This window comes from Meiothermus sp., assembly GCF_025060375.1.
Lineage (GTDB): Bacteria > Deinococcota > Deinococci > Deinococcales > Thermaceae > Meiothermus.
Genome location: NZ_JANXCG010000064.1, coordinates 1 through 25,921 on the forward strand (window position 1 = coordinate 1; position 25,921 = coordinate 25,921).

Below are 25,921 nucleotides of genomic sequence, written 5' to 3' on the forward strand. Positions count from 1 at the left end.
GGCCCGCAGGACTATGCCTTCACCCTCTCCAAAACCAGCCTGACCATCGCCTCGGGCGGTTCCGACAGCGCCACCCTCACCTACAGCAAGCCCACCCTGAGCGTTAGCGTGGTGGGCCTGCCCTCCGGTGCCAGCGCCAACACCGTCATCACCTTCAGCGGTCCGGGTACTGTGGCGCCCGTAACCCTCACGGGCACCAACCGCACGGCCAGCGACGTGGTGGTGCCGCGCTTTGGCAGCTACGGCATAAGCGCCACAGCTTTGGTGGACGGCACCTTTGTGGATGGCTTCTACTTCACTACCACGTCGGCCACCGCAGCTCCCTCTGCTGCGGCGCCCAACGCCAGCGCGAGCGTGAGCCTCACCGCCCGGGGCGGAACCGGCCGGGTGTATGTGGCCGGCAACGGGGTGCTGGGCGGGTCAGGCTTCGACGCCTCCTTCTCGCTGGCCGATGGGGCGACTACCCTCACGTCCTTCACCCCGCAAACTAACACCACCCTCACATCCAGCGATATCTTCAAGGTAGCCTTCGATGCCGAGGGCAACGCCTACCTGGTCTACCAGAGCAACGGTGCGCGTAGCGCCAAGATTGTGCGGGTAACGGAGGCCAATCTGCGCTCGGGCCTGCTCTCCGAGACCGCCCCGGGCAACAAGGTCATCACCGGCGACGCTTTCTACATTCCTGCAAGCCAGGGCGGCAACGAGGAGGTCGAGCCGGCGGACGTGGCCTTCGACGCCCAGGGCAACCTGTGGATTGCCAACGACAACGGCAGCGCCATCGCCTGCATCTCGCGCGCGAGGCTGACGGGCCCGGGGAATACCATAGACACCCCCGACCAGCTCTTCGGAGGTACAGGGGCGCCAGCGGGCGTGTACCAGTTCGTGCGCGGGCTGGCCTTCGACCGCAGCGGCAACCTCTGGTTCACCTCCAACGACTACGTGGCCGCTGACCCAGTCCGCCGCTCCCGCCTCAACCGCCTGCCGGCTAGCCTGCTTACCTGCAGTGGCGGCCGCAGCACTCCCACCCCCGACATCCAGCTCGACATCAGCAACGCTGGCGGGCCTGGCGCACCCATCATCAAACCGGCCGGACTGGCCCTCTCGCCGGACGGCAACTCCCTCTGGGTGGCCGACTACGGCGGCAGCTCGGAGAAGTATCGTTGCGCGCCGCCTTCTGGTCCAGGCGACTCCCGCCCTGCCTGCCCTGGTAACCCTGGCCTGGTCATTGCAAACACCGTGCCTGTGGACGCCAACGAGGAGACCGAGAGCCTCATCCGCATCGATATCAGCACCCTGGGTCCCACCGCTGGACTGGTACCAGCCACCATCGCCGACCGCATCACGGTGCCTGCCGGCAGCGGTACCAACCGGGGTCTGCAGCAGCCCTTCCACATTGCCTTTGACAAGCAGGGGCGGCTTTGGGTGGCGACCAACAACAACGTGATTGTGACCAGCGGCGACACCACCAGCCCCTGCGGCTTCACCTTGGGTGCTGGGGAGGCGGCTGTATGCCTGCCGCCAACCACCCTTACAGACCGTCAGGGCAAGCTCTACGTGTTGCCTCTTAGCGGTGTGCCTAGCGGTAGCCTGCCGCGCGACGTTACTCCAGCACAGGTTATCCCCTCGGGCACTGCGGGCCTGGGCTTCACCGGGGTAGCCTTCAACGTGCCCCCCCTGAACGCCCCCATGTACGTGCGGCCCGGGCAGTAGGCCCCCCCGCGCCAACCCTCCGCCTAAGGCGGGGGGTTTTCGTTATGGAAATACGTTACGGAGGCTTGAGCCAGCGCAAGCTCCTGCTGGTTCAGGTCACAGGCAGGCTCCCAGGCGGCACTGGGGCAGGGCTCTGGCCCGTAACGCTGGGTTTACAGGGCCTTTCCTAGACTGCCCGCGTGCGTCGGGTGGTTTTGGCTTCGCTCCTTGGGGCCTGGATGGGCTGGCTCCTGGCCTCCTGCGCTGCTCCGCCCCGGGAGGGGGCGCTGGAACTGGAGATCAGGGCCCCTGCGGGGCTCCGGCCCAGGGTGGTGGTGCGGGGGCCAGGGCTGGAGCGGCGGGTGGAGGAGAGCGGAAGGGTGCGGCTGGGCGGGCTGGCCCCGGGCGACTACAGCGTGAGCGCCGAGGCTGTGGATGGGGAGGATGGCCACCTCTACCGCGCGGCCCTCAGCCTGGAGGGCGCGGCGGTGGCCTCTGGCAGCGTGCGCAGTTCCCTCTCGGCCGGGGAGACCCGGCGGGTGGGGGTGGAGTACCGCGTGGCCACCGGACGGCTGCGGCTGGAGGTGGCGGTCAGTCCAGCCCTGGCGGGCTTTGTCCCCCAGGTGGAGGTGCGGGGCCCCGGCGGGTACGCCGAGCGGGTGGGCGGGGGGGTGCTCCGGCTCGAGCCCGGCCTCTACACCCTCACCCCCAGCCTGCCTCCCCAGGGCTACACCCTCTCCCTTTCGTCCTCCCAGGTGGAGGTGCGGGCCGGCCAGGAGGTGGAGGCCCGGGTGGCCTACGCCCGGGGGTTCGGGACCCTTTGGGTGGAGGTCGCCCCGCCCGGCGGGGTGGAGGGGTTCGCCGCGGGGGCAGAGCTGTACGGACCAGACGGCGGCCTCTTGAGGCGGCTCGACGCCAGCGAACGCCTCCGGCTGCCCGCGGGGGTCTACACCCTGGTGGCCCGGCCCGTGGCGGCGGGGGGGGTGGTCTGGGCCCCCATGGCCGAGCGGCAGAGCGCGGTGGTGCCGGCGGACGGGGAGGCCCGGCTCTCCCTCGGCTACCAGGCCACCCAGGCGGCCCTAGGGGTCAGCGTTGTGGGGGTGGGGGCAGGGGATGAGGTGCGGGTTCGGCTCGAGCCGGGCGCCCTGCTCCAGAGCCGGGTGGGCCCTGGCCCGCTGCGCTTTGAGGGGCTGGCCTTCGGCGAATATACCTTGAGGGCCCAGGCGGTGCGGCCGGGGGTCTGGGCGGAGCGCTACTGGGAAGGGGAGGCCAGGGTGCAGGCCAGCCCCGCTAGCCCTCTGCCCAGCTTGGACCTCTCAGGCTGGACCGAACGGGCGGGTAGCGGGCGCATCTGGGTAGCGGGCAACGGCAGCTTCAGCAACGGCGGGCGGGGTGGAACCAGCACCGGGGAGCTGAACGCGGTCTACTACCTGGAGGACGGGGCTGCGGGCTTCTCCACCTTTATCGCCCCTACCCCCTTGCAGGGGCCCTTCCGCATCGCCTTTGACCGGGAGGGCAGCCTCTACGTCCTCCACCAGTATGTGGCGGGCAGCCCGGCCCGCATCGTGCGGGTGAGCCAGGCCAACCTGCGGGCTGGCCGGATTTCCGAGGGCGAACCGGGCAACACCGTGATTGAGGGGGAGGTGTGGGGCTGGCCGGCGGGCGTGGCTCCAGGGCCCCACATGGAGGTTTGGGGCAACGAACCGGCCGATATGGCCTTCGATGCCCGGGGCAACCTCTGGGTGGTGAACGACGTGCTGGGGCTTATCGCCTGTGTGCGGGCCAGCGACCTGAGGTCTGGGGCAGCCCGGATTCGCGAGGCGGGGGCGCGCATCTGGGGTCCGGGCACCGGCCTCTACCGCTACGTCCTCTCCACCCCAGGGCAGAACGGCGACAACCGCCCCTTCCTCATCCCCCACGCCCTGGCCTTCGACCTGGAGGGGAACCTCTGGTTCACCTCGGGGGGCTACCAGGGGCCGCGGCCGGGCGAGGGGAGTCCGGTCAAGCGGGCCTTTCTGAACCGGCTCCACGCCGCCCGCCTCAGCTATGCGGCAAACGGCGACTGCAACGGGGGGGATGTGGGCCTGGGCGAGGCGGAGCTGGCCCAGTGGGTGGACGTTCGGCTGGACGTGAGCCTGGCCGAGAGCGATGCCGGCCCTGTGGCCAAGCCGGTGGCCCTGGCCCTGGAGCCGGGCGGAGGGGCCTTGTGGGTGGGCGATTTCGGGGGGAACGCAGGGGGCAGCGGCGACCTATACCGCGATGCCAACGCCGCCCCCGAGACCCTGCTGCGCGTTCCCCTGGCGGGGGAGAACCTGCGCCCGGGGGCCGCCTGGCGGCCGGCCTGGGTCAGCCACCGCCTGACCGTGGGGGTGGGCAGCGGCCTGGACAGGGGGCTGCAGCAGGTCTTCGGCCTGGCCTTTGACCGGGCGGGGTACCTTTGGGTGGCCAGCAACAACAACGTGGAGGTGCTCCCCAGCGACACCGGGGAGGCCGCCCTGGCCCGCACCGACCGGCGGGGCCGGCTCTACCGGCTGGATGTGCGGGGGTATAGGATGAGCGCAGTCTACACCCAGACCCTGGACCTGCGCGGGGCGGCCCAGGTGTTCAGCGTGCCCACCGAGGGGGTGGGTCTGGTGGGGGTGGCGGTGAACCTCCCCAATCCTGAAGCCCTGCCCTTCGTGCGGCCCTAGGAGGTGGGAACCATGTGGTGGATGCGGATGGGGCTCTTGCTGGGGGTGTTCCTGCTGGTGGCCTGTGCCCCCCGGCCGGGCGGGGCTACCCTGGTGGTGCGGCTCGAGGCGCCGGTCCCCCTCACCCCGCGCCTAGAGGTGAAGGGGCCTGGCTTTGAGCGGGTGGTGGAGCGGCTGGGCGAGACCCTCCTGGAGGGGCTGGCCCCGGGCCTCTACACCCTGACGCTGCTGCCGGTGGAGGGACCCGACGGCTACCGCTACGGCGGGGAGGGCGCGCGGGTTGCCCTCGAGGCAGGGGCCAGGGAGAGCGTCGCCCTGGCCTACCAGCCAATCACCGGCCGGCTGGTGCTGAGCCTTAGCCTGAGCCCGCCGGTGGAGGGCTTTGTCCCCAGGGCCGAGGTGAGAAGGGGGGAGGAAGTGGTGGCCCGGGTGGAGGGTCTCCGCGAGCACAGCCTCAGCCTGGAGCCAGGGGTCTACACCGTGTGGGCCGGGCCGCCCCCACGGAACTACCGGGTGAGCCGGGAGAGCCAGCCGGTGGTGGTGCAGGCAGGGCAGCTGGTGGCGCTGCAGGTGGCCTACGGTCTGGGCTTCGGCACCATAGAGGTAAGGGTAGCGGCCCCTGCGGGGCTCCAGCCCAGGGTGCGGCTGGTGGGGCCGGCGGGCCCCATCGGGCTGGAGGGTTCTGCTACCCTGGAGCGCCAGGTGGTGGGGGAGTACCGGGTGGAGGCCGAGGGGGTGCGCTGGGAGGGGGTGGCCTACCAGGCCCTTGTGGTGGTGAATCCGGCGGGGCGCAACCCCTTCTCCCTGGAGGATGGGGCCACCCAGCGGGTGGAGGTGCGTTACCAGCCCTCCGAGTCGGCGGTGGACCTTTCGCTCTCGGGGCTCCAGCGGGGCGACCAGGTGCGGCTTGTCCTGCGGCAGGGCTCGGCGGTGGGGCAGGTGGTGGCGGAGCGTGCGGTAGACCCTGGGGGTACCCAGGTGCGCTTTGAGGGGCTGCCCTTTGGTACCTATCACCTGAGCGCTAGCGGGGTCCGTCGGCGGGTTTACCTGGACGCCGAACTGGCCGCCGACCCCCTCACCCTGACCACCAGCGCAGAGCGCCCCAGGGCCACCGCCAGCCTCTCCTTCCGGGTTCGCCCCGGGAGCGGGCAGGCCTGGGTGGGGGGCAACGGGGCCCGCGACAACAGCGGCTGGACGGCCAATGGGGTGGCGGTGCCGGGTACCCGCCGAGGGGACGATGGGGCCTTCGCCGGGGACGAGATGGGGCTGGCACCCCTTTCCGACCTGCCCCAGGCTGGGCTCTATCGCCTGCGCCGGGACAGTCAGGGCAACCTCTATGCGGTCTACCAGTTTGTGGTGGGGCAGAGCCAGAACCGCATCCTGCGGTTTAGCCGGGAGCGGCTCGAGGCCGGCCAGCTTGCGGAGGGCTTTGCCCTGCGCCTTGTGGGGGCGGCCCCGGGGGAGCGGGTGGTGGGCGGGGCCACCCTCAACAACCCCACCGACCTGGCCTTCGATGCCGAGGGGCACCTCTGGGTGGTCAACCAGGCCAGTGACGCCATCGCCTGCGTTCGGGCCGAGCGCCTCTCGGCCAGCGGGACCCTGAGCCAGCCCAACCAGCTCTGGGTGGGCGAGCTGCAAAGCCCGCGGGCCTTGGCCTTCGACCGGGAGGGGAACCTCTGGGTGGCGGGGGGCTACTTCCTGCCAGGGCAGCAGCGGGCTTACCTGGTACGCCTGCCCCGCCCTTCCTGCCCGGCCTCGCTCTACGGGGGCACGCCGGCTCCCCTCAGCCCGGACGTGCGGCTCGAGCTGAGCCAGCCTACCCACCCGGCGGGGGCCTTCTACCAGCCCTCGGCGCTGGCCCTGTCCCCGGATGGGGCCAGCCTCTGGGTGGCCGACCTGGGCGGGGGCAGCGACTACTACAACTCCAACCCGGACTGCATCGCCAACGGCAGCATAGACCTCAACACCCTGCGGGAGACGGTCATCAAGGTGCCCTTGAGCGGGGTGAACCTCCAGCCTAGCGGCCTCTACCGCCCGGCCCAGGTGGACAGGCGCCTTACCGCGGGCCCCTACAGCCGCCACCCCGTGCTCCCCGGCCAGGACCCGCCCGACCGCGGCCTCCAGCAAGCCGCTGACCTGGCCTTCGACAGCCGGGGCAATCTCTGGATTGCTGCGGCCAACAACGCGGAGATTGACCCCAACCATCCCTGCTACGCTACCGCGGGCTTTGTGAGCGGGACGCTCGAGCAGCGCCAGGCCCAGTGCGCCAACCCCGACACCGCCACGGTGGACTGCCCCGGGCCCCTCTCCCGACTCCTTACGGACCGGCGGGGCCGGATTTACGTGGTCGGGGCCGCTGATCTGGCAGGGCAGGCGGGCGGGCTTACGGTTGTGAATCCGCTGGAGGTGCTCCGGGGGCCCGTGGGCTCCGAGGGGGCGGGCTTCACCGGGCTGGTTCTCCTCGTACCCCGCTGAGCGCTGGGGCCCCTAGAGGTAGAGGGCCAGCACCGCGAGGTACATCCCCAAACTGCCCAGGAGGACAAAGAGGTGCCAAAGCCCATGGAAACCCACCCTTTGGGGCAAGGGGTTGGGCCACTTGGCCGCGTACACCGCCGCCCCTAGGCTGTAGGCCAGCCCACCCCCCAGCAGCCCCCCCAGGGCCAGCGGGCTTAGGAGCAGCTTGGGGAGCAGGAAAATTGAGAGCCAGCCCAGGGCCAGGTAGCCCGCGGTGTAGAGCCAGCGTGGGGTCTCTAGGCTGATCAGCCGCTGGGCGGCCCCCAGGCCAGCCAGCCCCCAGACCAGCCCCAGCGCCCAGGGCCGCCAGGTGGCCTCCAGGGCCAGGAGCAGCACCGGCGTGTAGGTTCCGGCAATGAAGAGAAAGATGGCGGCGTGGTCAAGCCTGCGCAGCCAGAGCAGGGTGCTTTGCGGTACCCGCAGGGCGTGGTAGAGGGTTGAGGCAACGTACATTAGGGTCATGGTCAGGCCGAAGACCAAAGCCCCCACCAGCTTGGTCGGGCTACCCTGGCTGAGCAGGAGCAGCGCGAGGGAACCCAGGAGGGCTAGCAGGGCGCCCAGGCCGTGGGAGTAGGCGTTGAAGGGCTCCCGGGCTGTGGAGGAAAAGAGGCTTTTCATGGGGAGGCCTGAGGGGCTGGTCTAGGCCAGTCGCTTCCGCAGAAGCTCCTGCACCGTCTGGGGGTTGGCCTGGCCTTGGGTTTTAGCCATCACCTGGCCCACGAAAAAGCCCATCAGGCCGGTTTTGCCGGCCCGGTAGGCCGCGACTTTCTCCGGATGCGCCGATAAGACCTCCTCTACCAAGGCCTCTAGAAGGCGGGGGTCGCTGAGTTGCCGGAGGCCCTTCTGCCTTATGATGGCCAGAGGGTCCTGTCCGGTTCTCTGCGCCTCGGCCAGCACGTCTTTGGCAATGCGGGTGCTGATCTCGCCCGAGGCCAGCAGCAGCGCCAGCTCCGCCAGCCCATCGGGGGTTATCCGGGCCTCACCGCTGCGGATGGCTGGGCCCAGCTCGTTGACCACCAGGCTTGCCAGGCTGGCCGCAGGGGCTTTTTGGGCCGCTGCCTCAAGAAAGCGAGCCAGCCTTTCCTCCTGGGCCAGCACCAGGGCCTCAGCTTCGGGAATGCCCAGGGCTCTGTAGCCCTGGAAGCGGGCTTCCTGCTCGAGGCTCAGCCGGCGTGCGGTGGGGGCAGGGGGGATCTTCTGAGGCTTTTCGGCCCTTTCAGTCGGGGCGGTCAGGCTTCGCCCCCAGGTATCCTTGAGGGGGACGATGCGGTTGAAAACCAAGGCGTCGGGCCTGGAGTCCACAGGGTCTTGCCAGAAGTAGCCGTTGCGCTCGAATTGGTAGCGGGTCTCAGGGGGGTCGTTCAGGATGCTTTTCTCCACGTAGCCGTGGACCACCTCGAGGCTTTTGGGGTTCAAAAAGCGCAGGAAGTCCCCTTCATCGGGGGCCTCCTCGTCCTCCTCCTTGGCTTCGGCCTCGGGGTGGGGCACCGTGAAGAGCCGGTCGTACAGGCGAAACTCCGCGGGCACCGCGTCCTGGTCGCTCACCCAGTGGATCACCCCAGCGGCCTCGGCCTCCTCACCCAGATAGGTGCAGCGCAGCCCCACCACCTGCCCGGACTCGTCGGTCTCGTAGCTTTCGCAGCGGATGACCCCGGCCCGCTTGAGCCGGACCGTGCCTCCCGGGGTAAGGCGCTTGAAGCCCTTGGGGGGGTTCAGGGAAAAATCGTCCTGCTCTATGTAGAGCACCGGGGCTAGGGTCACCTGGCGGGTGGCCTCCGAAGGGGGTACCCGCCTTCCGTCCGGCAGGGGCACCAGCCCGTCCGGTGATTCCCGGACGACGTCGGGGGGCCAGTAGGGCAGGGCTACGGTTTTGGGGTGGTCTAGGTTGGTGAGCACCACCCGAAGGGGCCGCAGCACCGCCATCACGCGGGGGGCAACGGTGTTGAGGTCGTCCCGGATGGCCGCCTCCAGGAGGGCAATGTCCACTGTGCGGTTGGTGCGGGAGATGCCCACCTGGGCGGCAAAGCGGCGGATGGCCTCGGGCCTTACCCCTCGGCGGCGCACCCCCGCCAGGGTGGGCAGGCGAGGGTCGTCCCAGCCCTGCACGTACCCCCCTTCTACCAGCTTCCTGAGCTTGCGCTTGGAGACTACGGTGTACTCCAGGCTGCGCCGGCCGAACTCGTACTGGCGGGGACGGGGGGTCTTGTCCAGGGGGGGTTCACCCCAGAGGTGGTCCATCAGCCAGTCGTAGATGGCCCGGTTGTCCACGAACTCGAGGCTGCACAGGCTGTGGGTCACCCCGTCTAGGGCATCTGTGGTGGCCTGGGCGAAGTCGTAGGAGGGGTAGATGCACCACTTGCGGCCGGTGCGGTAGTGCTCGGCGTGCACAATCCGGTAGAGCACCGGGTCGCGCAGCTTCATGTTGGGGCTAGCGAGGTCGATCTTGGCCCGGAGCACGTGCTCGCCGTTCCCGAACTCCCCGGCCCGCATTCTGCGGAAAAGGTCCAGGTTTTCCTCCACGCTGCGGTCGCGGTAGGGGCTGGGGGTGCCGGGCGTGTCCACCGTGCCCCGCAGGCGGGCCATCTCTTCGGGCGAGACGCTGTCCACGTAGGCCAGCCCTTTCAGGATGAGCTTCTCGGCCATCTGGTAGAGCTCTTCGAAGTAGTCCGAGGCGTAGCGGACCCGATCGCCCCAGTCCCAGCCCAGCCAGCGCATGTCGGCGATGAGGGCCTCGGCGTACTCGGCCCGCTCGGTCTCGGGGTTGGTGTCGTCCATCCGCAGCCGGCACTCCCCGCCGTAGTCGTGGGCGATGCCGAAGTCGATGAAGCTGGCGATGGCGTGCCCCAGGTGGGCGTACCCGTTAGGCTCGGGGGGGAAGCGGGTGACCACCTTTTGGCAGCGCCCCGACCTCAGGTCTTCCTCGATGATTTCGGTGATGAAGTTGGGGGACACCAGCCGGGTTTTGCTCTCTAGCGCTCGCATGCCAACAGGCTAAGGATACACCCCTGGGCCGACAATTCCCACAGGCCTCATTGGCAGGAGGGGCAGACCCCCCGCAGCTCCAAGCGGGCCTCCTCCACAAACCAGCCGGTTCGGTTCTCTACCGCGGCCTTGATGGGATCGGGGTTGAACTCAGGCAGCTCGCGGGCCAGGATGTCCTGGACCGCTCCGCACTGCACGCAGAGGAGGTGGTGGTGCCGCTCGCTGTAGCCGTCGTAGCGGGTGTTGCCCTGCTGGTCTTTGAACTCCCAAAGGAGCCCGGCGTTGCGCAGCACCTGCAGGTTTAGATAGACGGTAGAGAGGCCGATGTTGTGGCCCCTCCTCTTCAGGCCCTGGTGTAGCTCCTCTGGGGTGGGGTGGGTGTTTTTGCGGTCCAGGTAGGCCAGGATGCGCTCCCGCGGCAGGGTGTGCCGTAGACCCGCCGCCCTGAGGCGCGACCGATGGCTCTCACGCTCTTTGGCTTTGGCCATGGGAACCCCCTGTATAACTTTCACCACTATAAAAGATTTTCAGAAGAAGGGTACTGGGGGCTCGAGCCGGCCGTAGAAAACCGCCGGTCCGCTCGGTGCTATACTGAAAGCACTGTGGATAAGCCGATCTACCGCTTCCTGCACCTGGTCTTCGCTTTGGGAACGCTGCATATGCTGGTGCTGGTAGGCCTCGAGGTGCAGCGGCTGGTGGGGCTTCGCCGGGAGGTTGCCCTGGTCTCGAGCCGGGTGGCCCAGCTCGAGCTGCGCAACCAGCGGCTAAGCGAGGAGTTGCAGATGGCCGCTGACCCCGCTTACCGGGAGGGCCTGGTCCGCCAGATGGGCTATGTCCACAAGGATGAGCTGCTGCGCCGCTGGCCCCTTCCCCAGCGCTAGGGGGTAGTATGGGGTCTATGCTCGAGCGGCTGACCGAACAGTTCCTGGAGGATGAGGCGCTCACCGAGGGGCTTTCCGACGAGGAGGCGGGGACGCTCTTGGGGTGGTTAATTGGGGTTGCGGAGGACCTCGAGGCCCAGGCCCAGGAGTCCGCCCAGGAGCTGGTGAGCCAGCTCAAACGCCTGGGCCGCCAGATTACCCGTATTTCACGGCGCTACGCCGTGCCGGTGGACGAGCTGATAGACCTGGTGGAGCTGGCCTGGGAGGAGCCGGGGGAAGACCCCCCGGCGCGCCCCATGCAGGCTTGATTAAGCCTCCTTGGTGCAAATGCAACCACCCCAGGGCCCCGGAGGGCTTACCCTGTGGGTATGAGCAGGGAGCGTGCATTTGAACTCGTATTCGTGCGGCCCCATCAGGACAAGCCCCGGACGCGGGCCTCGCTGCGCAACTGGCTCCTGCCTGTCCCCTCCGGGCTGGGCGAGGTGCGCCGCCGGCCCGTCTCCAGCTGGAAGCATTCCGCCTGAGCATTGCCCTGCCCAGCCGCCCCCGCGCCTCCCGGGGGCGGTTTTACTGCGCCTCGTCGGGCTTGCTCAGGTCGGTCCCCAGCCGCACCGTGAGGTCGCTGTAGAGCGCTGCCTCGCCCGAGACCCGGTAGGGCAGCCCGAGGGCTTCCCCTAGGGCCTGGGCCAGCCCGGCCTCCCCGTTGGTCAGCACCTCGCTCTTTGGAGGGGGGCTCTCCACCTCCCGCAGCAGAACCCGTAGCCCCAGCTCCCTCAGCCGGTTGCGAAGGTCGGTGGCTTGGGCCTCCTGAGGAGCAGCGTAGAGGACCACCGCCAGTCGGCCCCGCAGGTCTCGGGCGGTTTCGGCTGGGGCAGCGTCGCTGAAGTAGCGCTCCACGAGGCGCCGGAGCTCCTCCCGGTTGACCTCCCAGCCGCGCCCGAACTGGCCGGGGGTGAGCAGCGAGACCAGCTCGGGCCGGGTGGCGAGAAAACCCAGGAGGGCACCGATTTCCTCGCGGGTTAGGTCGGTGCGGATGTGGGGTTCCACCTGGGCAAGGGCCTGGGGCAGGCGCAGGAGGCCCGCAGGGGAAAGGAGCTGTTGCTTGAGGGCGTTGAAGAAGTTCTGTTGGCGCTGGATGCGCCCGATGTCCCCCAGGGGATCGTGGCGGAAGCGCAGATAGCCCTCGGCCTGGACGCCGTTTAGCCGCTGGCAGCCCGGCTCCAGGTTGATTTCCAGCCTGGCCGCGGTGTCGCGGTAACGCATGGTCTTCTCCACGCAGACCTCGAGCCCCCCTAGGGCGTCCACGCCGCTGCGGATTGCATCCACGCTCACCGCCACATAGGCGTCCACGCCCACTCCGGTGAGGTTCTGCACCACCGCCTTGGCCAGCTCGGGGCCGCCGAGCTTGTTGGCGTGGTTGATGATGTGCCAGCCATACCCAGGGATTTGCACGTACACATCCCGTGGGATGGAGAGCACGCTAATCCGGTGCGCCCTAGGGTCAAAGCGCACCAGCAGGTTGACGTCGGAGAGGCCCCGGAAGTTTTCCGGCGCGCGCTGATGGTAGTACTTGTACTCGGGGGCCACCCCGAGCACCAGCACGTTCAGGGGCTCGTTGAGCTTGCGGGGGAGGGCGCCGTAGCGCAGAAGGGGTTGCAGGAGCGGATAGGCCCACCAGCCGACCCCAACCAGTGCCAACAAGAACCCCCACAGGACGAAGCGTCGCATACCTCCGCCAGTCTAGTCCAGCCTGGGTGAGAAGGGAGAGGCTACTGCTGGGAGAGGGTACCGATGATGCGGAAGAGGGGCAGGAACATGCCGGCCACGATGACCCCCACCACGACCCCGAGGAAGATGATCATCAGGGGTTCAATGGCCGCGGTAAGGGCGCTTACCGCTTCGTCCACCTCCCGCTCGTAGAAGTCGGCGATTTTGGTGAGCATGGTGTCTAGGGCACCGGTTTCCTCCCCGATGGCCACCATGGAGCCCACCATCGGAGGGAAGACCTGGGGGTGGGCCTGAAGGGTGGCGTAGACCGGCTCGCCAGCCTGGATGGCTACCTTGGTCTGCTCCAGGATGTCCTCCACAATGGCGTTGCCAGCGGTGCCCTTGGTGATGTCCAGGGCTTCTACGATGTTTACCCCACTGCTGATGAGCAGGCTGAAGGTGCGAGAGAAGCGGGCCAGGGCGCTTTTCTTTACCAGGTTGCCGAAGATGGGCAGCCTGAGCTTAATCTGGTCGATCTGGCGCCGGCCCCGGTCGGTGCGGTAGTAGGAGCGGTAGGCGAAGTATAGGCCCACCGCCAGCAGCAGGAGGAACAGGCTGCTTTGCCGCAGGAAGTCGGAAATGGCCATCAGCGCTCGGGTGAGCAGGGGCAGCTCGGAGCCTAGGCCGGTCAGAATCTGGGCAAACTGCGGGACGATGGTGGTGAGGAGGAAGTAGGTCACCCCAATCGCAAAGACGAAGACGATGGCCGGATAGGTGAGGGCCGAGCGGATCTTTCCAATCAGGGCTAGCTCGTTTTCCTGGAAGGTGGCCAGCCGGTCTAGGATGGTGTCCAAGGAGCCTGAGGTCTCTCCGGCCCGGACCAGGTTGATGTAGAGCCGGTTGAAGAGCTTGTGGCGGCTCAGGGCCTCGCTGAAGTTGGCCCCCCCCTCCACCTCCAGCCGCACATCCCGGAGGATCTCCTGGAACTTCCTCTTCTCGGTTTGTTTTTCCAGGATGGCCAGGGCCTGCACGATGGGCAGCCCAGCCCCCAGCATGGTGGCGAGCTGGCGGCTGAAGATGGCCAGGTCCTTGAGGCCGGGTTTGGGCTCCAGGGCTGTCAGCTTGATCTCGGCCTGGAGGCCCCGCCCCGGTTCCTTAATCTCGGCGATGAAAAGCCCCTTTTCCCGTAAGACCCGCGCCGCTGTGCGGATGTCGTCGGCCTCTATGACCGCGCTGATGAGCCGACCCTGCCTGTCCCGGGCCTTATACTGATAGGCTGGCATACTGACCCCAGTATAGCCCCGGGAAGCCCCGGTTTTGGTGATACAGGCCCATGGCCGAGCACGAACTCAAGGCCCAGCTCCTGGCGGTGCTGTTTGCCGCTGGGCGGCCCGTTTCCCTGAAGGAGCTGCGCCCGCTAGCCCCGGAGGAAACCCTGCTCAGGGTTATCGCGGCCCTGGAGGGCGAGCTGGGGGAGGGGCGGATGGGGGTGGAGCTCGAGCGGGTGGCAGGGGGCTGGCGGCTGGTGGTGCACCCCCGGCACCTGGGGGTGGTGGAGCAGGTGCTCCGCCCCACCCCTCCCCGCCTCTCCAAGGCCGCTTTGGAGGTGCTGGCCCTCATCGCCTACCGGCAGCCCCTGACCCGTTCCGAGCTGGAGGCTCTGCGGGGCCGGAGCGTGGAGGGGGTACTGGAGGGCCTTTTGGAGCGGGGTCTGGTGAGGGTGGTGGGTGAGAAGGAGGCGGTGGGGCGGCCCAAACTCTACGGCACCACCGAGCGTTTCTTGGAGCTGTTTGGCCTGGAGAGCTTGGAGGACCTGCCGCCCCTTGGGGAAGGCCCGGTCCTCCTGCTGCGGGACTGAGCCCCCGGGTTGTGCCGTTTTTTGGACAGCTCCCCGCTTCGTTATAATGCCGCGGAGTAGAGGGAGGCGTGACGATTCGGGTAGACCTGGTTCCCAATCCGCCCTATGCGGGGCCGGTGCTTTTGGTGGATGTGTGGTTTGGCAGCGTGGTGGGCCTTTTGCTCTCCTGTGGGGCCCGGGAGGTCTGGGTTGCCAGAAGCGTGCGGGCGGCCCGGGTCCTGGCTGAAGGGGGTGGGGTGCTGCTGGGCGAGGAGGAGGGGTTGCCGCCGGAGGGTTTCCACCATGGTCTTTCCCTGCGGGCCCTGGAGCGGCTCGAGGTCGCCGGCAAGACCTGTGTGCTGCTGGCCCCGGGCCTGGCCGGGGCGTTGGAATTGGTGCCGCCCCTTAGCCTGCTGGGCTATTTCAGAAACGCCCAGGGGGTTCTTCGGTACGCCCAAACGGAAGGCATCAGCACCCTGGTGGTGGCGGCCGACAGGGGCCGCCCACCCAGCCTGGCCAACACCGTGGTGGCGGGGTTTCTGGCTCGGCGCCTGGAGCAGCTTGCGGGGCTTAGGGACAGCCTGCAGGAGGGGGCCCGGGCGGCCGCCCGCCTCCTCAGGACCTTCCCTGACCCCCAGGAGGCCCTGGTGCAGTCGGAGGAAGGCCAGGCGCTCCTGCGCGCCGGTCGGAGCGAGGACCTGGCCCTGGCCAGTCTAATCAGCGTGGAGGAGCGGGTGCCCAGGCTTGTGGAGGTGCGTCTGCTCGAGGCGGAACGCTACGGTCTGAGCAAGAACCGCTACGGCTTCTGCTTCCGGGGGTGAGGGTGCAGCGGGTTGAGGTTCTGGGCACCCCGGTGGACCTGGTGGACCTCCAGGGGGCTTTGGCCTGGATAGAGGAGCGGATTGCCCATCCCCTGCCCCACTGCGCGCAGGTCATCACCACCAACCCCGAGGCGGTGGTGCGGGCCCAGGCGGAGCCCGGCCTCATGCGGGCCTTGTGGGAGAGCGAGCTGGTTACCGCGGACGGGGTGGGCATCGTGTGGGCGGTGGCGCGTTTGACTGGCCATCGGCTTCCGGAGCGGGTGCCGGGCTCGGAGATCCTCCCGCGCCTGTTTGCCCGCATGGGGGAGCGGCTTGGGGTCTTCTTCCTGGGGGCTGCCCCGGGGGTGGCCGAACGGGCTGCTCACAACGCGAGGGAACGCTGGGGGGTGCGCGTCTGTGGGGTGCACGACGGGTACTTCTCCGATGAGGAGCGGGTGTTGGAGGCCATCCGGGTGGCCCAGCCCGACTTGCTGGTGGTGGGGATGGGGGAGCGGCAGGACACCTTCATCCACCGGCACAAGACCCGCCTGGCGGCCAAGGTGGCCATCGGCGTGGGCGGCATGATTGACGTGCTTGCAGGGGACGTGCGGCGGGCCCCCCGCTGGGCCCAGCGGATGGGGCTGGAGTGGTTGGTGCGCATCGCCTCCGACCCCAGGCGCTGGCGGCGCTTTCCCAGGCTGCTCCGGTTTGCCTGGATGGTCTTGGCCGGGAGCCGTCAGCGGAAGAGGCCCCCTGGAGGCTCGTAAGGGCCAGCCACGAATTCCCCCATGCCCCGGGCCAGCACTGGCGTTCCCCGCCAGGTGCCGCTTCCCACCACCGGGCCTTCCCAGTAGGCCACCCGGGTGGAGGCGGTGAGGAGTTCCTGATCCTTGCGCAGAGGCTCGAGCCGGAGGGAAAGCCCCTCTCCCTCTACCTGCCAGGCCAGGGCGTAGCTGCGGCCCGAGGGGGAGGTCCAGCGTTCCAGGGGGGTCATGCGGAGGTCCCTCACCGCTTCCACCCTTCCCTGGGGGTCGGTGGCCGAGCCGGCGAGCTGCACCACCTCCCCCTTCCGGTTCCTCACCCGGTAGAGCATCAGGTCGCTGCCATCGGAGAGGTGCAGGCCAAACCAGTCCCAAAGCGCCCCCAGGGCAGTGGGGTTGCCCTCCTCGCTCCCGAGCTGGTCGCCCCACTGGTGGTCCATCCAGGCCTCACCCCGCACTGGCCGGCCCAGAATGGTTCCCTCCAGGGCCATCCGGGTGAAGGAGACGTAGTACATCCGGCCGGTCTCGGCGGTGCCAGAGTAGCCTGGGGGGTGCACCACGGCGGGTTTCAGCGGAACGAGCCGCACTTGGATGGGGCCTGCGGTGAGCCAGAAGCTGTTGCCTTCCTGCCGAAGCCTCCAGTCGCCCTGCTCGATCAGGAGCGGCGGATAGACCACCCGGCTGTCCCCAAAGGGGCGGTCGAAGCGGAAGTCGAAGCGCTCCTCGAAGCGCTTCTGGTCAGCTCTGAGGTCGGTGATGGCGATGTGGGAGGCGTGGTAGGGACCAGGGAAGAGGAGGGCCGGAGGGAGGGGTCCCAGGCGCCAGTTTTGCGGCACGTAGGCCTTGAAGAAGGCCCAGTGAAAGGCTAGGCCAGCCTCGGGGAGGTAGGCTGAGACGTACCACCACTCCAGCGGGGCGTTGTGGGGTCCCCAGCTGTCCGGGCTGGGGAGGCGCTCGGGGTCTACCCCTTGTAGCGCAGGCAGGCAGCCGGTGAGCAGGAGCAGAGCAAGCATCCAGCGGCGCATCTCCACCAGTTTAGGGAGGCCCTGGGGACCGGGCTGTAGCCGCGCGTAGAATCGGGGTTGTGACCGATACCCACTGCCACCTAGACCACATGGCGCCGGCGGAGGCCGAGGCGGCCATCGCGGCCTCTGCCCACTTCAAGGCCGTCGTAACGGTGGGCACCGACCCCGTGCGCAACCGCCGGGCGCTGGCCTTTGCTGAAGCCCACGCCCACATCTTCGCTGCGGTGGGCCTCCACCCCACCGAGGCCCACCTGCTCTCGCCCGAGCTCGAGGCCGACCTGGCCCACCTGGCCACCCACCCCCGGGTGCGGGCCATTGGCGAGAGCGGCCTTGACTACTACTGGACCCCGGAGACCCGCGGGGCCCAGCTCAGGGCGCTGGGGTTTCAGCACCGGCTGGCCTTGGAGCGGGGACTGCCCCTAATCCTGCATGTGCGCAGCAGGGACGGGCTGGCGGAGCTTGAGCTAGCCGATTGGCTCGAGCAGCACCGCCCGCCCCGGTTTGTGCTGCACGCGTTTGGGGGTCACCCCAGGCTGCTGGAGGTAGGCCTGAGGCTGGGGGGTTACTTCAGCTTGGCAGGGCCCCTCACCTACAGGAAGAACGAGGCCTTGCGTCGGGCCGTCCAGGCGATTCCGCTGGAGCGCCTCCTGGTAGAGACCGATGCCCCCTTCCTGCCCCCCGAGCCCCACCGGGGCCAGCGCAGCCAGCCGGCTATGGTGCGCCTTACCCTGGCCAGGCTGGCCGAGCTGCGTGGCCTTGGCTTGGAGGAGATGGAGCGCATCACCGACCAGAACGCCCGGGTCCTTTTCGCCTTGGGTTGAGGGTCCTCTTAGGCTTGCTTGACCCAAGAGGCCGCGCCCCGTAAGATGCGGAGCGGGATGCTGCGGACGTGCAACGATCGCTAAAGGTGGGGGTAACCAGAGGCCCCCGATACCGCGTTGTATCGGGGGTTTTCCCTTAGAGGCTACGTCCGCGCCCGTAGGAGTCCGCATGTGTAGAGTCCTGGCCCGCGAGGTTTCCTCTCACGTTGGGAAAACCGTCTGTCTGCAGGGTTTTTTGCACTGGAAGCGCGACCTGGGTGGCATCCGCTTCGTCCTCCTGCGCGACCGCAGCGGGGTGGTGCAGGTGGTGGTGGACCGGCGCTTTGAGCTGCCCCTGGCCGAGTCCTCAATGAGGGTGGTGGGACGGGTGGTAGAAAACCCCAAAGCGCCGGGGGGCTACGAGGTGGTGGCGGAAGAGCTGGAATTTTACGCCAAGGCGGTTGAGCCCAGCCCCATCGAGATTCCCAAGGAGGAGTGGCGGGCCAGCCCCGAAGCCCTGCTGGAGTACCGCTACGTGAGCCTGCGAGGGGAAAAGGCAAGGGCCCCCCTCAAGCTGCAGGCGGCCTTGGTGCGGGGCTTCCGCAGCTACTTGGACGCCCAGGGTTTTACCGAAATCTTCACCCCCAAAATTGTCTCGGCAGGGGCCGAGGGGGGGAGCAACCTCTTCGGCGTGGACTACTTTGAGCGCCGGGCCTACCTGGCCCAGTCGCCCCAGCTGTACAAGCAGATCATGGTGGGGGTTTTCGAGCGGGTCTATGAGGTGGCCCCGGTCTTCCGAGCCGAGCAGCACGCCACCAGCCGCCACCTAAACGAGTACCTTTCCCTGGACGTGGAGATGGGTTTCATCCGCTCGGAGGAGGACGTGATGGCCCTGGAGGAGGAGCTTCTGCGGGCCATGCTCGAGGAGGCCCGAAGCTCGGCTGGGTTTGAGGCCAGGCTGCTCGAGGTGGAGTGGCCCAACACCCAGGAGATGCCCCGCCTAGAGCACAAGGAGGCCCGCCGCATCCTGCGGGAGGAGCTTGGCCTGCCGGTGGGGGCGGATCTGAACGAGGAGGCCGAGCGGGCCTTGGGGGCCTGGGCCAAGGAGCGGTGGGGGGTGGATTTCCTCTTCGTCACCAAGTACCCCGAGTCGGCCCGGCCCTTCTACGCCTACCCCGAGGGGGATGGCTTGACCCGGGGCTTTGACCTGCTGTTCAGGGGGTTGGAGATTACCTCTGGTGGGCAGCGCATCCATCAGCACGAGGTCCTGGTGGAGCAGCTCAGGAGGAAAGGGCACGACCCGGCGCAGTTTGCCGGCTACCTGGAGGTCTTCAAGTACGGCATGCCTCCCCACGGCGGCTTCGCCATCGGGGCCGAGCGGCTTACCCAGAAGCTGGCGGGCCTGCCCAACGTGCGCTACGCCCGGGCCTTCCCCCGCGACCGCCACCGGCTCACTCCGTAGGCCGCCCCTTTAGCGCGCGCTGGATGGAATCCTGCTCTATGCCGAGCTCGAGCCGCATCTTGTCCAGACGCTGGCGCAGACCCTCCTCGCTCACCCCAAGGTGCTTGGAGAGGGTCTGGACCTTCCCCGGGTCGTAGAGGGTGCTCAGCGTCAGGGCCATGGCCTCGCGGTACTTAGGGCCCAGCATTACCTCAATGGTCTTGATGCGCAGTTGAATCTCAAACCACTCGAGCTTCTCAGCCTCGTTTGCCATCTTCTCTCCATAGGGGTAGCCCAAGCCCGCGGGCCAGCCCAGCAAACACCGCTAATCCTACCAGCCCACCCCCCAACAGGGGTAGCAGGTTGACCAGGAAGGGCCCCGGGGGACCCAGCCAGGTGGCCCCCTGGTGGGCCAGCAGCCCCGCTGGGAGGGCGGCCAGGCTGGCCTTCAGCGTGGCCCGCCAGGTCTGGCCCCCCTCCACCATCCCAAGCCGCTCCAGCCGGTGGATGTAGGCGGCCAGACCAGCCCACCCTGCCGCGGCGGTGGCCAGGTTGAGGGCGAAAAGGCCCTGCTCGCGCAGGAGCCAGTAGCCCAGGGTGTTGAGAAGGGCCACCGCCACGGTAACCCGCACCGCCTGGCCCACCTGCCCCACTGCGTAGAAGCCCCTTAGCAGAAGCTGGTTCAGCCCCCAAGGCAGCAGGGCCAGGCCCAAGGCCGTGACGGTCTGCGTCGTGAAGGTCCGGTTGGCCTCGGTGAAGTTGGGGGTAAGGGCATAGACCAGGCCCACCCCCCAGGGGGCCAGGGCCACCATCATCGCCGAGGCAAAGGCTAGGGGGACTGCAAGCCGCACCAGAAGACGGCTCAGGAGGGCGCGGGCCGCCTCGCTTCCTCCCAGGGCCGAAAGGCGGGGAAAGGCGGCCATGGCAGGGGAAACGGCCAGGAGGCCCAGCGCGGTGGTAAAGAAGAGCTCGCCGTTTTGGAATCCGGTTACGGCGGCGGAGGGGTAGGCCGCCAGGATGCTGAGGAGGACCAGGTTCAAAAACTGCCGGACCGAGGTGGTGAAGGCAAAGGGGCCGATCCGGGCCAGGGCCTGCCGGAAGGCGGGGTGCCAGCGGAACTCGAGCCCATACCCCTTCAGGCCCGGCAGCTGCACGAGGGCTTGTAGGGCCCCGCCCACCGTGACCGAGAGGCCCAGCGCCGCTACGCTCTGAGGGAAGAGGAGCATCAGCCCGATGGCCCCCAGGTTGAAGGCCACCGGGCTGAAACTGGAAAGCCCGAAGCGCTCCCCTGACTGGAGCATGGAGGAGAAGAGCGCGGCCATGGATATAGCCAGCAGGAAGGGAAGGGTGAGCCGCACCAGGAGGACGAGCTGCTCAAACACCTCGGGGTCCCGCAGGGGGCTGGCCTGGCCCAAGGCGGCCTCGGAGAGCCACAGCAGCCCCCCGGCGATCTGGGGGGCAAAGAGCAGCCCCAGCCCCAGGACGACCAGGTTGACCCCCAGCAGGAAAGCGCCAAAGCGGCGGGCAAAACGCCGGGCCTCCTCGGGGGGGAGCTGGGCCAGGACCGGAATCAGGGCGTTCTGGATGGCCCCCTCGGCTAGCAGCTCACGGAGCAGGTTGGGGATCCGGTAGGCCACCCAGAAGGCGTCTTTTAGGGTGTCGGGAAGGGGGAGGTTGGTGAGGATGGTCTGGCGCAGCTGGCCCAGCAGTCGGCTGGCCAGGGTGCCGCTCATGACCAGGAGGGTATTGCGGAGGATGCGCGACATGGGGGGCCGGATCAGTCCACCCAGTAGGCCCGGCTCCCCTTGGGGGACTTTTCCACCCGCAGCCGGGCCGGCAGGCGTTCGGCTAGGGCCTCCACGTGGGTCACGATGCCCACCAGGCGGCCCTGGGTGGGCAGGGCCTCCAGCACCCCGGCCACCTGCTCCAGGCTCTCCATGTCCAGGGTGCCGAACCCCTCGTCCAGGAACAGGGCCCCGATGCGGCCTTGGGAGAGGTGTTCGGAGAGGGAGAGGGCCAGGGATAGGCTGGCCATGAAGCTCTCGCCGCCGGAGAGGGTGCGCACGGGCCGCTGGGCCTGGGTCCAGCGGTCAAACACCAGGTATTCGCCCCTGACCAGCCCCAGGGTGTAGCGGTTGTGGGAGAGGGCCTGGACGAGCTCTGAGGCCCGTTGCACCAGCCCCCTTTGGTAGTGCTCCAGCAGGTAGTCTGGGAAGCGGTCGGCCCTCAGGTCGTTTGACAGCCTCTCCCAGAGGTCGATTTCCTGCTCCAGCTTCGCCTTTTCCCCAAGGGCTTCCCGCCGCCGCTTCAGGTCTTCGCGCAGCTTCTCCAGCCGGGCTTCCTTGGCCCCTATGGCGCGGCGGGTCTCCCTGAGGGCCTCCTTCAGCCCCTGGAGCCCTTGCTCCTTGGCCTGCACCTGCTCGTGGGTTACGGGGGTCTGCCCGGCCAGCTCCTCCTCCAGGGGCTTCAGCCGGGCGGCTATCTCCTGCTCCTCCTGGCGGTGCGCCTCGAGCCTCCCCGCCTGTGCGGCCAGCTCCTCCTCCTCCATCCGGGCCTGCTTCAGGGCCGCTGGGCCCTCAAAGCCCGCCTCCTTGAGCAGGGCCTGCACCGCAGCCCGCTGGCCCTCCAGCTGCTTGGCCAGGGTTTCCACCCGGGCCGATTCCTCCTTCTCTTTGGCCTGGGCGGCCACCAGCTCCCCTTCGATCCGCCCTATCTCTTCCCGCCGGGCCTCCAGGCGGTTCAGCTCCTCCCTCAGCTCCCTCTCAAAATCCGCCACCCCCTTCCCCTGGGTGGCCTCGCGCAGTTCCCTGGCCAAGGAGGCGAGCCTTTGCTGCCGCTCCTCCTGCAGCGCCTCGAGGGAGGCTATGTCCCGGAGCTGGTCTTTGAGGCGCTGAAGCTCATCTTCAGCACTCTTCCGGGAATCCTGGGCCTCCTCGAGCTGCCTTTGAAGGCGGGGAAGGTCCTCCTCCAAGGCCTTCAGCTGCCCTTGACGTCTGGCGTAGTCTTCCCTCAGCCGTTCTAGCTCCTCCTTGAGGGCGTCCACCTCCTCCTTAAGCCGCTTCACCTCCTCTCCCTCAGGCTTGGGGGGAGGCCGGTCCACGGTCTGGCCGCAGAGGGGGCAGGGCTCACCGGGCCTGAGGTGGGGGTGGTACTGGGCCAGGCCCTGGCGCATCTGCTCAGCGGCCAGGCGGGCTTCGGCCTCCTGGAGGGCCCCCTCCTTCTCGAGGCCCTGCTGCTTCAGCCCCTCCATCTCATCCCGGAGGGTCTTTTGTCTTTGCTGGTTCTCCTCGAGCTGCTTCTGGGCCCTCTCAACCCTGCTTTTGTCCTGATCCAGCCGCTTTTCCGCCTGCTCCTTTTGCCCAAGAAGCCCCTCGGCCTCCCGCAGGCGCTGTAGCCGGTCCTCGTCGAAGGGAAGGGGGTTCTGGTGCCGTAGCTCCAGGTGCCCGCCGTGCCGCTTCAGGGCCTGCTCCTTGAGCCGCAGGGCCTCTATTCCGGCGAGCTGGGCCCTGAGGGCCTCGAGGCGCTGGGGGTCAAACCCCTCCTTCAGCCCGGCCAGCGCTTGCCTGAGGTCCTCCAGGTCCCTTTGGGTCTTTCTAAGCTGGGCCTGGGCCGCTGAGCACTCGCCCTCCAGCTCCTCCAGGCGCTTTAGGTGCGGCCAGAGCCGCTGGGCCTCCCTGGCCTGCTCCAGCCGCCGGGCCAGCTCCTCCATTTCGGGCTGGGCCCGCTCCCAGTTCCCCCTGCGCCGCCTCAGGCGTTCAAGCTCCTCAAACTTTTGCTCCAGCCCCTTTAGCCTCTCCAGCTCCCTTTCCTCCCCTTGGATGTGCCCTTCCAGCCGGGTCTCATCTGCGCGGAGCTGCTCCAGGGCCTCCTCCAGGCAGGCCACCTCCTCCTCCTGAACCTCCCCCAGGGCCTTCAACTCCCCTTCCAGCGAAGCCCTTCTCTCACGGAGGCCTCTGAGCCGGTCCGAGACCCGTCTGGCCATCTCTCCGAGGGACTGCAGGCCGTAAAGGGCAGACAGGGTTTCCCGCCGCTCCTTTGGCGAGCCCCGCAGGAACAGGTCAAACTGGCCCTGGGGCAGCAGGACGGCCCGGACGAAGGCCTCGTAGTCCATGCCCAGAATCCTGACCAGCTTCTCGTCCAGCTCCCTGGCCCGTTCCGAAGCGGGGTCGGTCCGCCACTGGCCGTTTTCTAACCGCTCCAACCGGTGCTGGTTTTCCCGGCCCACCACCCGCACCACCCGCCAAACCTGCTCGCCCACCCTGAACTCCAGCTCCACCCGGGCGGCTTCAGCCTGGGGGTGCACAAGCTCCCTCAGGCCCTGGCCCCCGATGCGCGGGGTGGCCTTGTAGAGGGCGTAGGTGATGGCGTCCAGCAGGGTGGTCTTGCCAGCGCCGGTCTGCCCGGTGATGGCAAAGAGCTCCACGTCGTCGAAGGGGATGGACAACGGGTCAAGGTAAGGACCGAAGCCCTGGAGGGAGAGTCGCAGGGGTCGCATGTTTCTCCTCAGCTAGCGGGGGGCCAGAACTTCCTCCAGCACCTCCTGGAAGGCCTTTAGGAGCTCGTCGAGCGATGCCTCACCGGCAGTTTCCCGGCGGTACTGGGCGTAGGCCTCACTCCAGCTCAGGCGCTCGGGGCTTGCCGGGGGGCTTGGGCCTTCCCTCGAGGGGGCTTGGAACTCCACATCGAGCAGCCGGGGTACCTCCTCAAACAGCCGCTTGCGCAACGCGGGGTTCCCCTGTCCCTCCAAGACCAGCTTGGTGTAACCGGGGAATTCCCGCAGCTCCTCCCAGCGCCGGTCCAGGTCTTCCAGGCGGAGCCGAAAGGTCTTGAGCGGCTTGCCCCAGCGGCCCGGTATCTCGTGCACCCGCGCGGGCTTTCCCGGTTCCAGCTCCACCAGCAAGGCCCCGCGGGGTGCCCCCTCCCCCTCGCCGAAGTCGAGCTGGATCAGCGAGCCTGGGTACCAGGCGACCGGTCCGTCGGAGACCTTCTGCTGCTTGTGGATGTGCCCTAGGGCTACGTAGCCCAAGGTGGGGGGAAGGTGCCCCTTCAGAACCGCGTAGCTGTTGGTGGTGTGGAAGGTGAACTCCCCCCCGCCGAGCTGGGCCCCCTCCACGGTCAGGTGGGCCATCAGCAGGTGGACCCCTGGGGCGGTCAGGTGGGCGATGAGCTGCCGCATTCCCTCGGCGTAGGTCTGCCGCCACCCCCCGGTGTCCTGCTGCAGGAGTTGCTGGGCCTTGACCAAGCGCCGCTCCGAGAGGAAAGGCAGCAGGGCCACCCGCAGGCCGCCGACCTCTACCACACCTCCCTCCTGGGCGAAGCGCAGGTTTCCATAGGCCCGGGTCCCGGTCAGGGCCAGCAGGGGGGCCAGGGCCTCCAGCCGCTCCCGGCTGTCGTGGTTTCCGGCGATGACCAAGGCTGGGATACCCTTTTCCTTGAGCCCCACGAAGAACTCGAAGGCCGCGGCCTCGGCTGCGCTCGAGACAACGCTTCGATCAAAGAGGTCACCCGAGACCAGCACCAGCTCCACCCTCTCTGAGGAGACCAACCCCAGCAGCTCCTTCAAGGCCTCGTGCACCTCCGGGGTGCGGTCTTGGCCCTTGAGGGTCTTGCCCAGGTGCCAGTCTGCGGTGTGCAGAATCCGCATGGTCCGATCCTACCGCCTAGGCCACGGGTGCGGCTTCGGAGGGCCCCTTGGCCACCGCGGCCTGGGTGCTGGCGATGGCCACCTCAATCATCTCGTCGGTGGGCTCGCGCACGGTGAGCATTTGGAACCTGTAGCCGAGCCAGCGGAAGAAGCGGGAGAAGGGGTCTTGGTGGCTGGCTGAGTAGCGCAGCACTTCGTAGGCGACCGCCGCCACCACCGGAATCAGCAGGAGCCTGGGGAAAGCCCAGTACCAGGCCACCGTGAGGGGAGGGAAGAAGCTGTAGATGAAGACCCCCACCACCGCGGTAAAGGCGATGAAGCTGGTGCCGCAGCGGGGGTGGTAGGCGGATTGGGCCCGGACGTTCTCCACCGTGAGGGGCAGGCCTTTCTCGTAGGCGGCAATAGCCTTGTGTTCGGCCCCGTGGTACTGGAAGAAGCGCCGCATCTCCGGCATCCGCCCGATGAAGGCCAGGTAACCCACCAAAATGGCCGCTTCAAATGCCCCGGCCACAGTGTAGAAGAGAAGCCGAAAGCGCTCCTCGTCCACCAAAAACCCGGCCAGCCGTGCGGGCAGCCAGACAAAGAGCGCAAAGGCCACCAGGAGCGAGACCGCCAGGGTTCCGTAGAAGGCTACCCCGGAGACCTTCTCCTCCTCCTCTCCGGCCAGCTCCGCGCTTCGGGAGAGCGACCGGTAGGAGGTGCTGAGCGCGTCCCAAAGGGCCACCACCCCTCGCACCAGGGGCAGCCGGGCCCAGGGGTACTTGAGCGTCAGGGCCAGCTCCTCGTGGCGCTCCACGTGAATCCGGCCATCCGGCAGGCGCACCGCTAGGGCCCAGGCCTGGGGGGCCTTCATCATCACCCCCTCCAGTGCGGCGCTCCCGCCTAGGGTGGCGGTGTTCAGGGGGAGGCCGAGCTTGTGCCAGTCTGGGGTCTTTCGCCTCGTTCGCACCCCAATAGCATACCGAATGGGGAAGGGTGGCAAGGAGTGTGCTGCGGCCAGGAGGGGTGCCCCAAAGCCGCTTTCAGCGGCTGCTGCAGGCGGCGCTCAGTCCACCGCGAGAGGATGCCGGAAAGCCCCCCTGCGGTGGCCCCGGCTGGGCTGTGCGTCCTTGGGCCAAAGCCGCTAAGGTGCGGCCGAGCTAACCTAGGG

22 protein-coding genes are annotated in these 25,921 nt (G+C 68.3%); 11 read left to right on the plus strand and 11 right to left on the minus strand.

Going from position 1 to position 25,921, the window contains the following annotated elements:
- From NZ849_RS08270 to NZ849_RS08280, 3 genes are all read left to right on the plus strand, one after another.
- On the plus strand, positions 1–1,710 hold a 1,710-nt coding region (locus tag NZ849_RS08270), incomplete at its 5' end, for a two-component regulator propeller domain-containing protein (RefSeq protein ID WP_295406024.1).
- A gap of 179 nt (positions 1,711–1,889) precedes the next feature.
- Positions 1,890–4,379: a hypothetical protein gene (locus NZ849_RS08275; RefSeq protein WP_295406026.1), complete on the plus strand. Its 2,490-nt coding sequence runs from the start codon at positions 1,890–1,892 to the stop codon at positions 4,377–4,379.
- Between the two features lie 12 nt (positions 4,380–4,391).
- Positions 4,392–6,854, plus strand: coding sequence for a hypothetical protein (locus NZ849_RS08280; RefSeq protein WP_295406028.1), 2,463 nt, complete (start codon positions 4,392–4,394; stop codon positions 6,852–6,854).
- A 12-nt stretch (positions 6,855–6,866) separates the two neighbouring features.
- On the opposite strand, the gene NZ849_RS08285 is transcribed toward NZ849_RS08280, so the two are convergent.
- Genes NZ849_RS08285 through NZ849_RS08295 form a run of 3 tightly spaced genes read right to left on the minus strand, consistent with a single transcriptional unit; the run spans position 6,867 to position 10,363 of the window.
- A complete protein-coding gene (locus NZ849_RS08285) occupies positions 6,867–7,511 on the minus strand; it encodes a hemolysin III family protein (protein ID WP_295406031.1) in 645 nt (214 codons plus the stop codon).
- Positions 7,512–7,532: 21 nt separating this feature from the next.
- Complete coding sequence (locus NZ849_RS08290; protein ID WP_295406034.1) at positions 7,533–9,875, minus strand: glutamine--tRNA ligase/YqeY domain fusion protein; 2,343 nt, start codon at positions 9,873–9,875, stop codon at positions 7,533–7,535.
- A 47-nt stretch (positions 9,876–9,922) separates the two neighbouring features.
- A complete protein-coding gene (locus NZ849_RS08295; RefSeq protein ID WP_295406036.1) occupies positions 9,923–10,363 on the minus strand; it encodes a Fur family transcriptional regulator in 441 nt (146 codons plus the stop codon).
- 114 nt (positions 10,364–10,477) lie between these two features.
- Between NZ849_RS08295 and NZ849_RS08300 the strand changes: the two genes are divergently transcribed.
- From NZ849_RS08300 to NZ849_RS08310, 3 genes are read left to right on the plus strand one after another with little or no spacing between them, the layout of a single operon-like run.
- Complete coding sequence (locus tag NZ849_RS08300; protein WP_295406038.1) at positions 10,478–10,756, plus strand: hypothetical protein; 279 nt, start codon at positions 10,478–10,480, stop codon at positions 10,754–10,756.
- Positions 10,757–10,773: 17 nt separating this feature from the next.
- The gene (locus tag NZ849_RS08305) at positions 10,774–11,064 is read left to right on the plus strand and encodes a hypothetical protein (protein WP_295406040.1); all 291 of its coding nucleotides are present in this window, start codon (positions 10,774–10,776) and stop codon (positions 11,062–11,064) included.
- 60 nt (positions 11,065–11,124) lie between these two features.
- Positions 11,125–11,280, plus strand: a complete 156-nt coding sequence (locus NZ849_RS08310; protein WP_295406042.1) for a hypothetical protein — start codon at positions 11,125–11,127, stop codon at positions 11,278–11,280.
- Positions 11,281–11,323: 43 nt separating this feature from the next.
- Here NZ849_RS08310 and NZ849_RS08315 read toward each other — a convergent pair whose 3' ends face one another.
- Entirely contained in the window at positions 11,324–12,484 is a 1,161-nt protein-coding gene (locus NZ849_RS08315) for an LCP family protein (RefSeq protein ID WP_295406044.1), read from the minus strand.
- Between the two features lie 41 nt (positions 12,485–12,525).
- Positions 12,526–13,746 carry a type II secretion system F family protein gene (locus NZ849_RS08320; protein WP_295406045.1) on the minus strand — a complete coding sequence of 407 codons (1,221 nt, stop codon included), beginning with the start codon at positions 13,744–13,746 and terminating at the stop codon, positions 12,526–12,528.
- Between the two features lie 50 nt (positions 13,747–13,796).
- Between NZ849_RS08320 and scpB the strand changes: the two genes are divergently transcribed.
- The 3 genes from scpB to NZ849_RS08335 all read left to right on the plus strand — a co-directional run bounded on the left by scpB (position 13,797) and on the right by NZ849_RS08335 (position 15,867).
- Positions 13,797–14,321 (plus strand): SMC-Scp complex subunit ScpB, encoded by a 525-nt coding sequence (gene scpB / locus NZ849_RS08325; RefSeq protein WP_295406048.1) that lies wholly within the window; start codon positions 13,797–13,799, stop codon positions 14,319–14,321.
- A gap of 68 nt (positions 14,322–14,389) precedes the next feature.
- Complete coding sequence (locus tag NZ849_RS08330) at positions 14,390–15,121, plus strand: 2-phosphosulfolactate phosphatase (RefSeq protein ID WP_295406050.1); 732 nt, start codon at positions 14,390–14,392, stop codon at positions 15,119–15,121.
- A gap of 2 nt (positions 15,122–15,123) precedes the next feature.
- Positions 15,124–15,867 (plus strand): WecB/TagA/CpsF family glycosyltransferase, encoded by a 744-nt coding sequence (locus tag NZ849_RS08335; protein WP_295406076.1) that lies wholly within the window; start codon positions 15,124–15,126, stop codon positions 15,865–15,867.
- Here the strand turns inward: NZ849_RS08335 and NZ849_RS08340 are convergent.
- Positions 15,837–16,886, minus strand: a complete 1,050-nt coding sequence (locus NZ849_RS08340; RefSeq protein WP_295406051.1) for a lipocalin family protein — start codon at positions 16,884–16,886, stop codon at positions 15,837–15,839. The genes NZ849_RS08335 and NZ849_RS08340 overlap by 31 nt on opposite strands.
- 59 nt (positions 16,887–16,945) lie before the next feature.
- Here NZ849_RS08340 and NZ849_RS08345 point away from each other — a divergent pair, with 59 nt between their 5' ends.
- Positions 16,946–17,707, plus strand: a complete 762-nt coding sequence (locus NZ849_RS08345) for a TatD family hydrolase (RefSeq protein WP_295406053.1) — start codon at positions 16,946–16,948, stop codon at positions 17,705–17,707.
- 169 nt (positions 17,708–17,876) lie between these two features.
- Positions 17,877–19,148, plus strand: a complete 1,272-nt coding sequence (gene aspS, locus NZ849_RS08350; RefSeq protein ID WP_295406056.1) for an aspartate--tRNA(Asn) ligase — start codon at positions 17,877–17,879, stop codon at positions 19,146–19,148.
- Here the strand turns inward: aspS and NZ849_RS08355 are convergent.
- From NZ849_RS08355 to NZ849_RS08375, 5 genes are read right to left on the minus strand one after another with little or no spacing between them, the layout of a single operon-like run.
- On the minus strand, positions 19,138–19,401 hold the full coding sequence (locus NZ849_RS08355) for a hypothetical protein (protein WP_295406058.1): 264 nt from the start codon (positions 19,399–19,401) through the stop codon (positions 19,138–19,140). The genes aspS and NZ849_RS08355 overlap by 11 nt on opposite strands.
- Positions 19,385–20,893 carry a murein biosynthesis integral membrane protein MurJ gene (murJ, locus tag NZ849_RS08360; protein ID WP_295406060.1) on the minus strand — a complete coding sequence of 503 codons (1,509 nt, stop codon included), beginning with the start codon at positions 20,891–20,893 and terminating at the stop codon, positions 19,385–19,387. Before murJ ends, NZ849_RS08355 begins: the two co-directional genes overlap by 17 nt.
- Positions 20,894–20,904: 11 nt before the next feature.
- Entirely contained in the window at positions 20,905–23,622 is a 2,718-nt protein-coding gene (locus NZ849_RS08365; RefSeq protein ID WP_295406061.1) for an SMC family ATPase, read from the minus strand.
- A 12-nt stretch (positions 23,623–23,634) separates the two neighbouring features.
- Positions 23,635–24,771 (minus strand): exonuclease SbcCD subunit D, encoded by a 1,137-nt coding sequence (locus NZ849_RS08370; protein ID WP_295406064.1) that lies wholly within the window; start codon positions 24,769–24,771, stop codon positions 23,635–23,637.
- Positions 24,772–24,787: 16 nt separating this feature from the next.
- On the minus strand, positions 24,788–25,627 hold the full coding sequence (locus NZ849_RS08375) for a DUF1385 domain-containing protein (protein ID WP_295406078.1): 840 nt from the start codon (positions 25,625–25,627) through the stop codon (positions 24,788–24,790).
- Positions 25,628–25,921 lie beyond the last annotated feature (294 nt).

Coding starts and splice junctions, on each gene's coding strand:
- NZ849_RS08280 (WP_295406028.1), top strand. CDS start 4,392: ATGTGGTGGATGCGGATGGGGCTCTTGCTGGGGGTGTTCCTGCTGGTG.
- NZ849_RS08285 (WP_295406031.1), bottom strand. CDS start 7,511: ATGAAAAGCCTCTTTTCCTCCACAGCCCGGGAGCCCTTCAACGCCTAC.
- NZ849_RS08290 (WP_295406034.1), bottom strand. CDS start 9,875: ATGCGAGCGCTAGAGAGCAAAACCCGGCTGGTGTCCCCCAACTTCATC.
- NZ849_RS08295 (WP_295406036.1), bottom strand. CDS start 10,363: ATGGCCAAAGCCAAAGAGCGTGAGAGCCATCGGTCGCGCCTCAGGGCG.
- NZ849_RS08305 (WP_295406040.1), top strand. CDS start 10,774: ATGCTCGAGCGGCTGACCGAACAGTTCCTGGAGGATGAGGCGCTCACC.
- NZ849_RS08310 (WP_295406042.1), top strand. CDS start 11,125: ATGAGCAGGGAGCGTGCATTTGAACTCGTATTCGTGCGGCCCCATCAG.
- NZ849_RS08315 (WP_295406044.1), bottom strand. CDS start 12,484: ATGCGACGCTTCGTCCTGTGGGGGTTCTTGTTGGCACTGGTTGGGGTC.
- NZ849_RS08320 (WP_295406045.1), bottom strand. CDS start 13,746: ATGCCAGCCTATCAGTATAAGGCCCGGGACAGGCAGGGTCGGCTCATC.
- scpB (WP_295406048.1), top strand. CDS start 13,797: ATGGCCGAGCACGAACTCAAGGCCCAGCTCCTGGCGGTGCTGTTTGCC.
- NZ849_RS08340 (WP_295406051.1), bottom strand. CDS start 16,886: ATGCGCCGCTGGATGCTTGCTCTGCTCCTGCTCACCGGCTGCCTGCCT.
- aspS (WP_295406056.1), top strand. CDS start 17,877: ATGTGTAGAGTCCTGGCCCGCGAGGTTTCCTCTCACGTTGGGAAAACC.
- NZ849_RS08355 (WP_295406058.1), bottom strand. CDS start 19,401: ATGGCAAACGAGGCTGAGAAGCTCGAGTGGTTTGAGATTCAACTGCGC.
- murJ (WP_295406060.1), bottom strand. CDS start 20,893: ATGTCGCGCATCCTCCGCAATACCCTCCTGGTCATGAGCGGCACCCTG.
- NZ849_RS08365 (WP_295406061.1), bottom strand. CDS start 23,622: ATGCGACCCCTGCGACTCTCCCTCCAGGGCTTCGGTCCTTACCTTGAC.
- NZ849_RS08370 (WP_295406064.1), bottom strand. CDS start 24,771: ATGCGGATTCTGCACACCGCAGACTGGCACCTGGGCAAGACCCTCAAG.
- NZ849_RS08375 (WP_295406078.1), bottom strand. CDS start 25,627: ATGATGAAGGCCCCCCAGGCCTGGGCCCTAGCGGTGCGCCTGCCGGAT.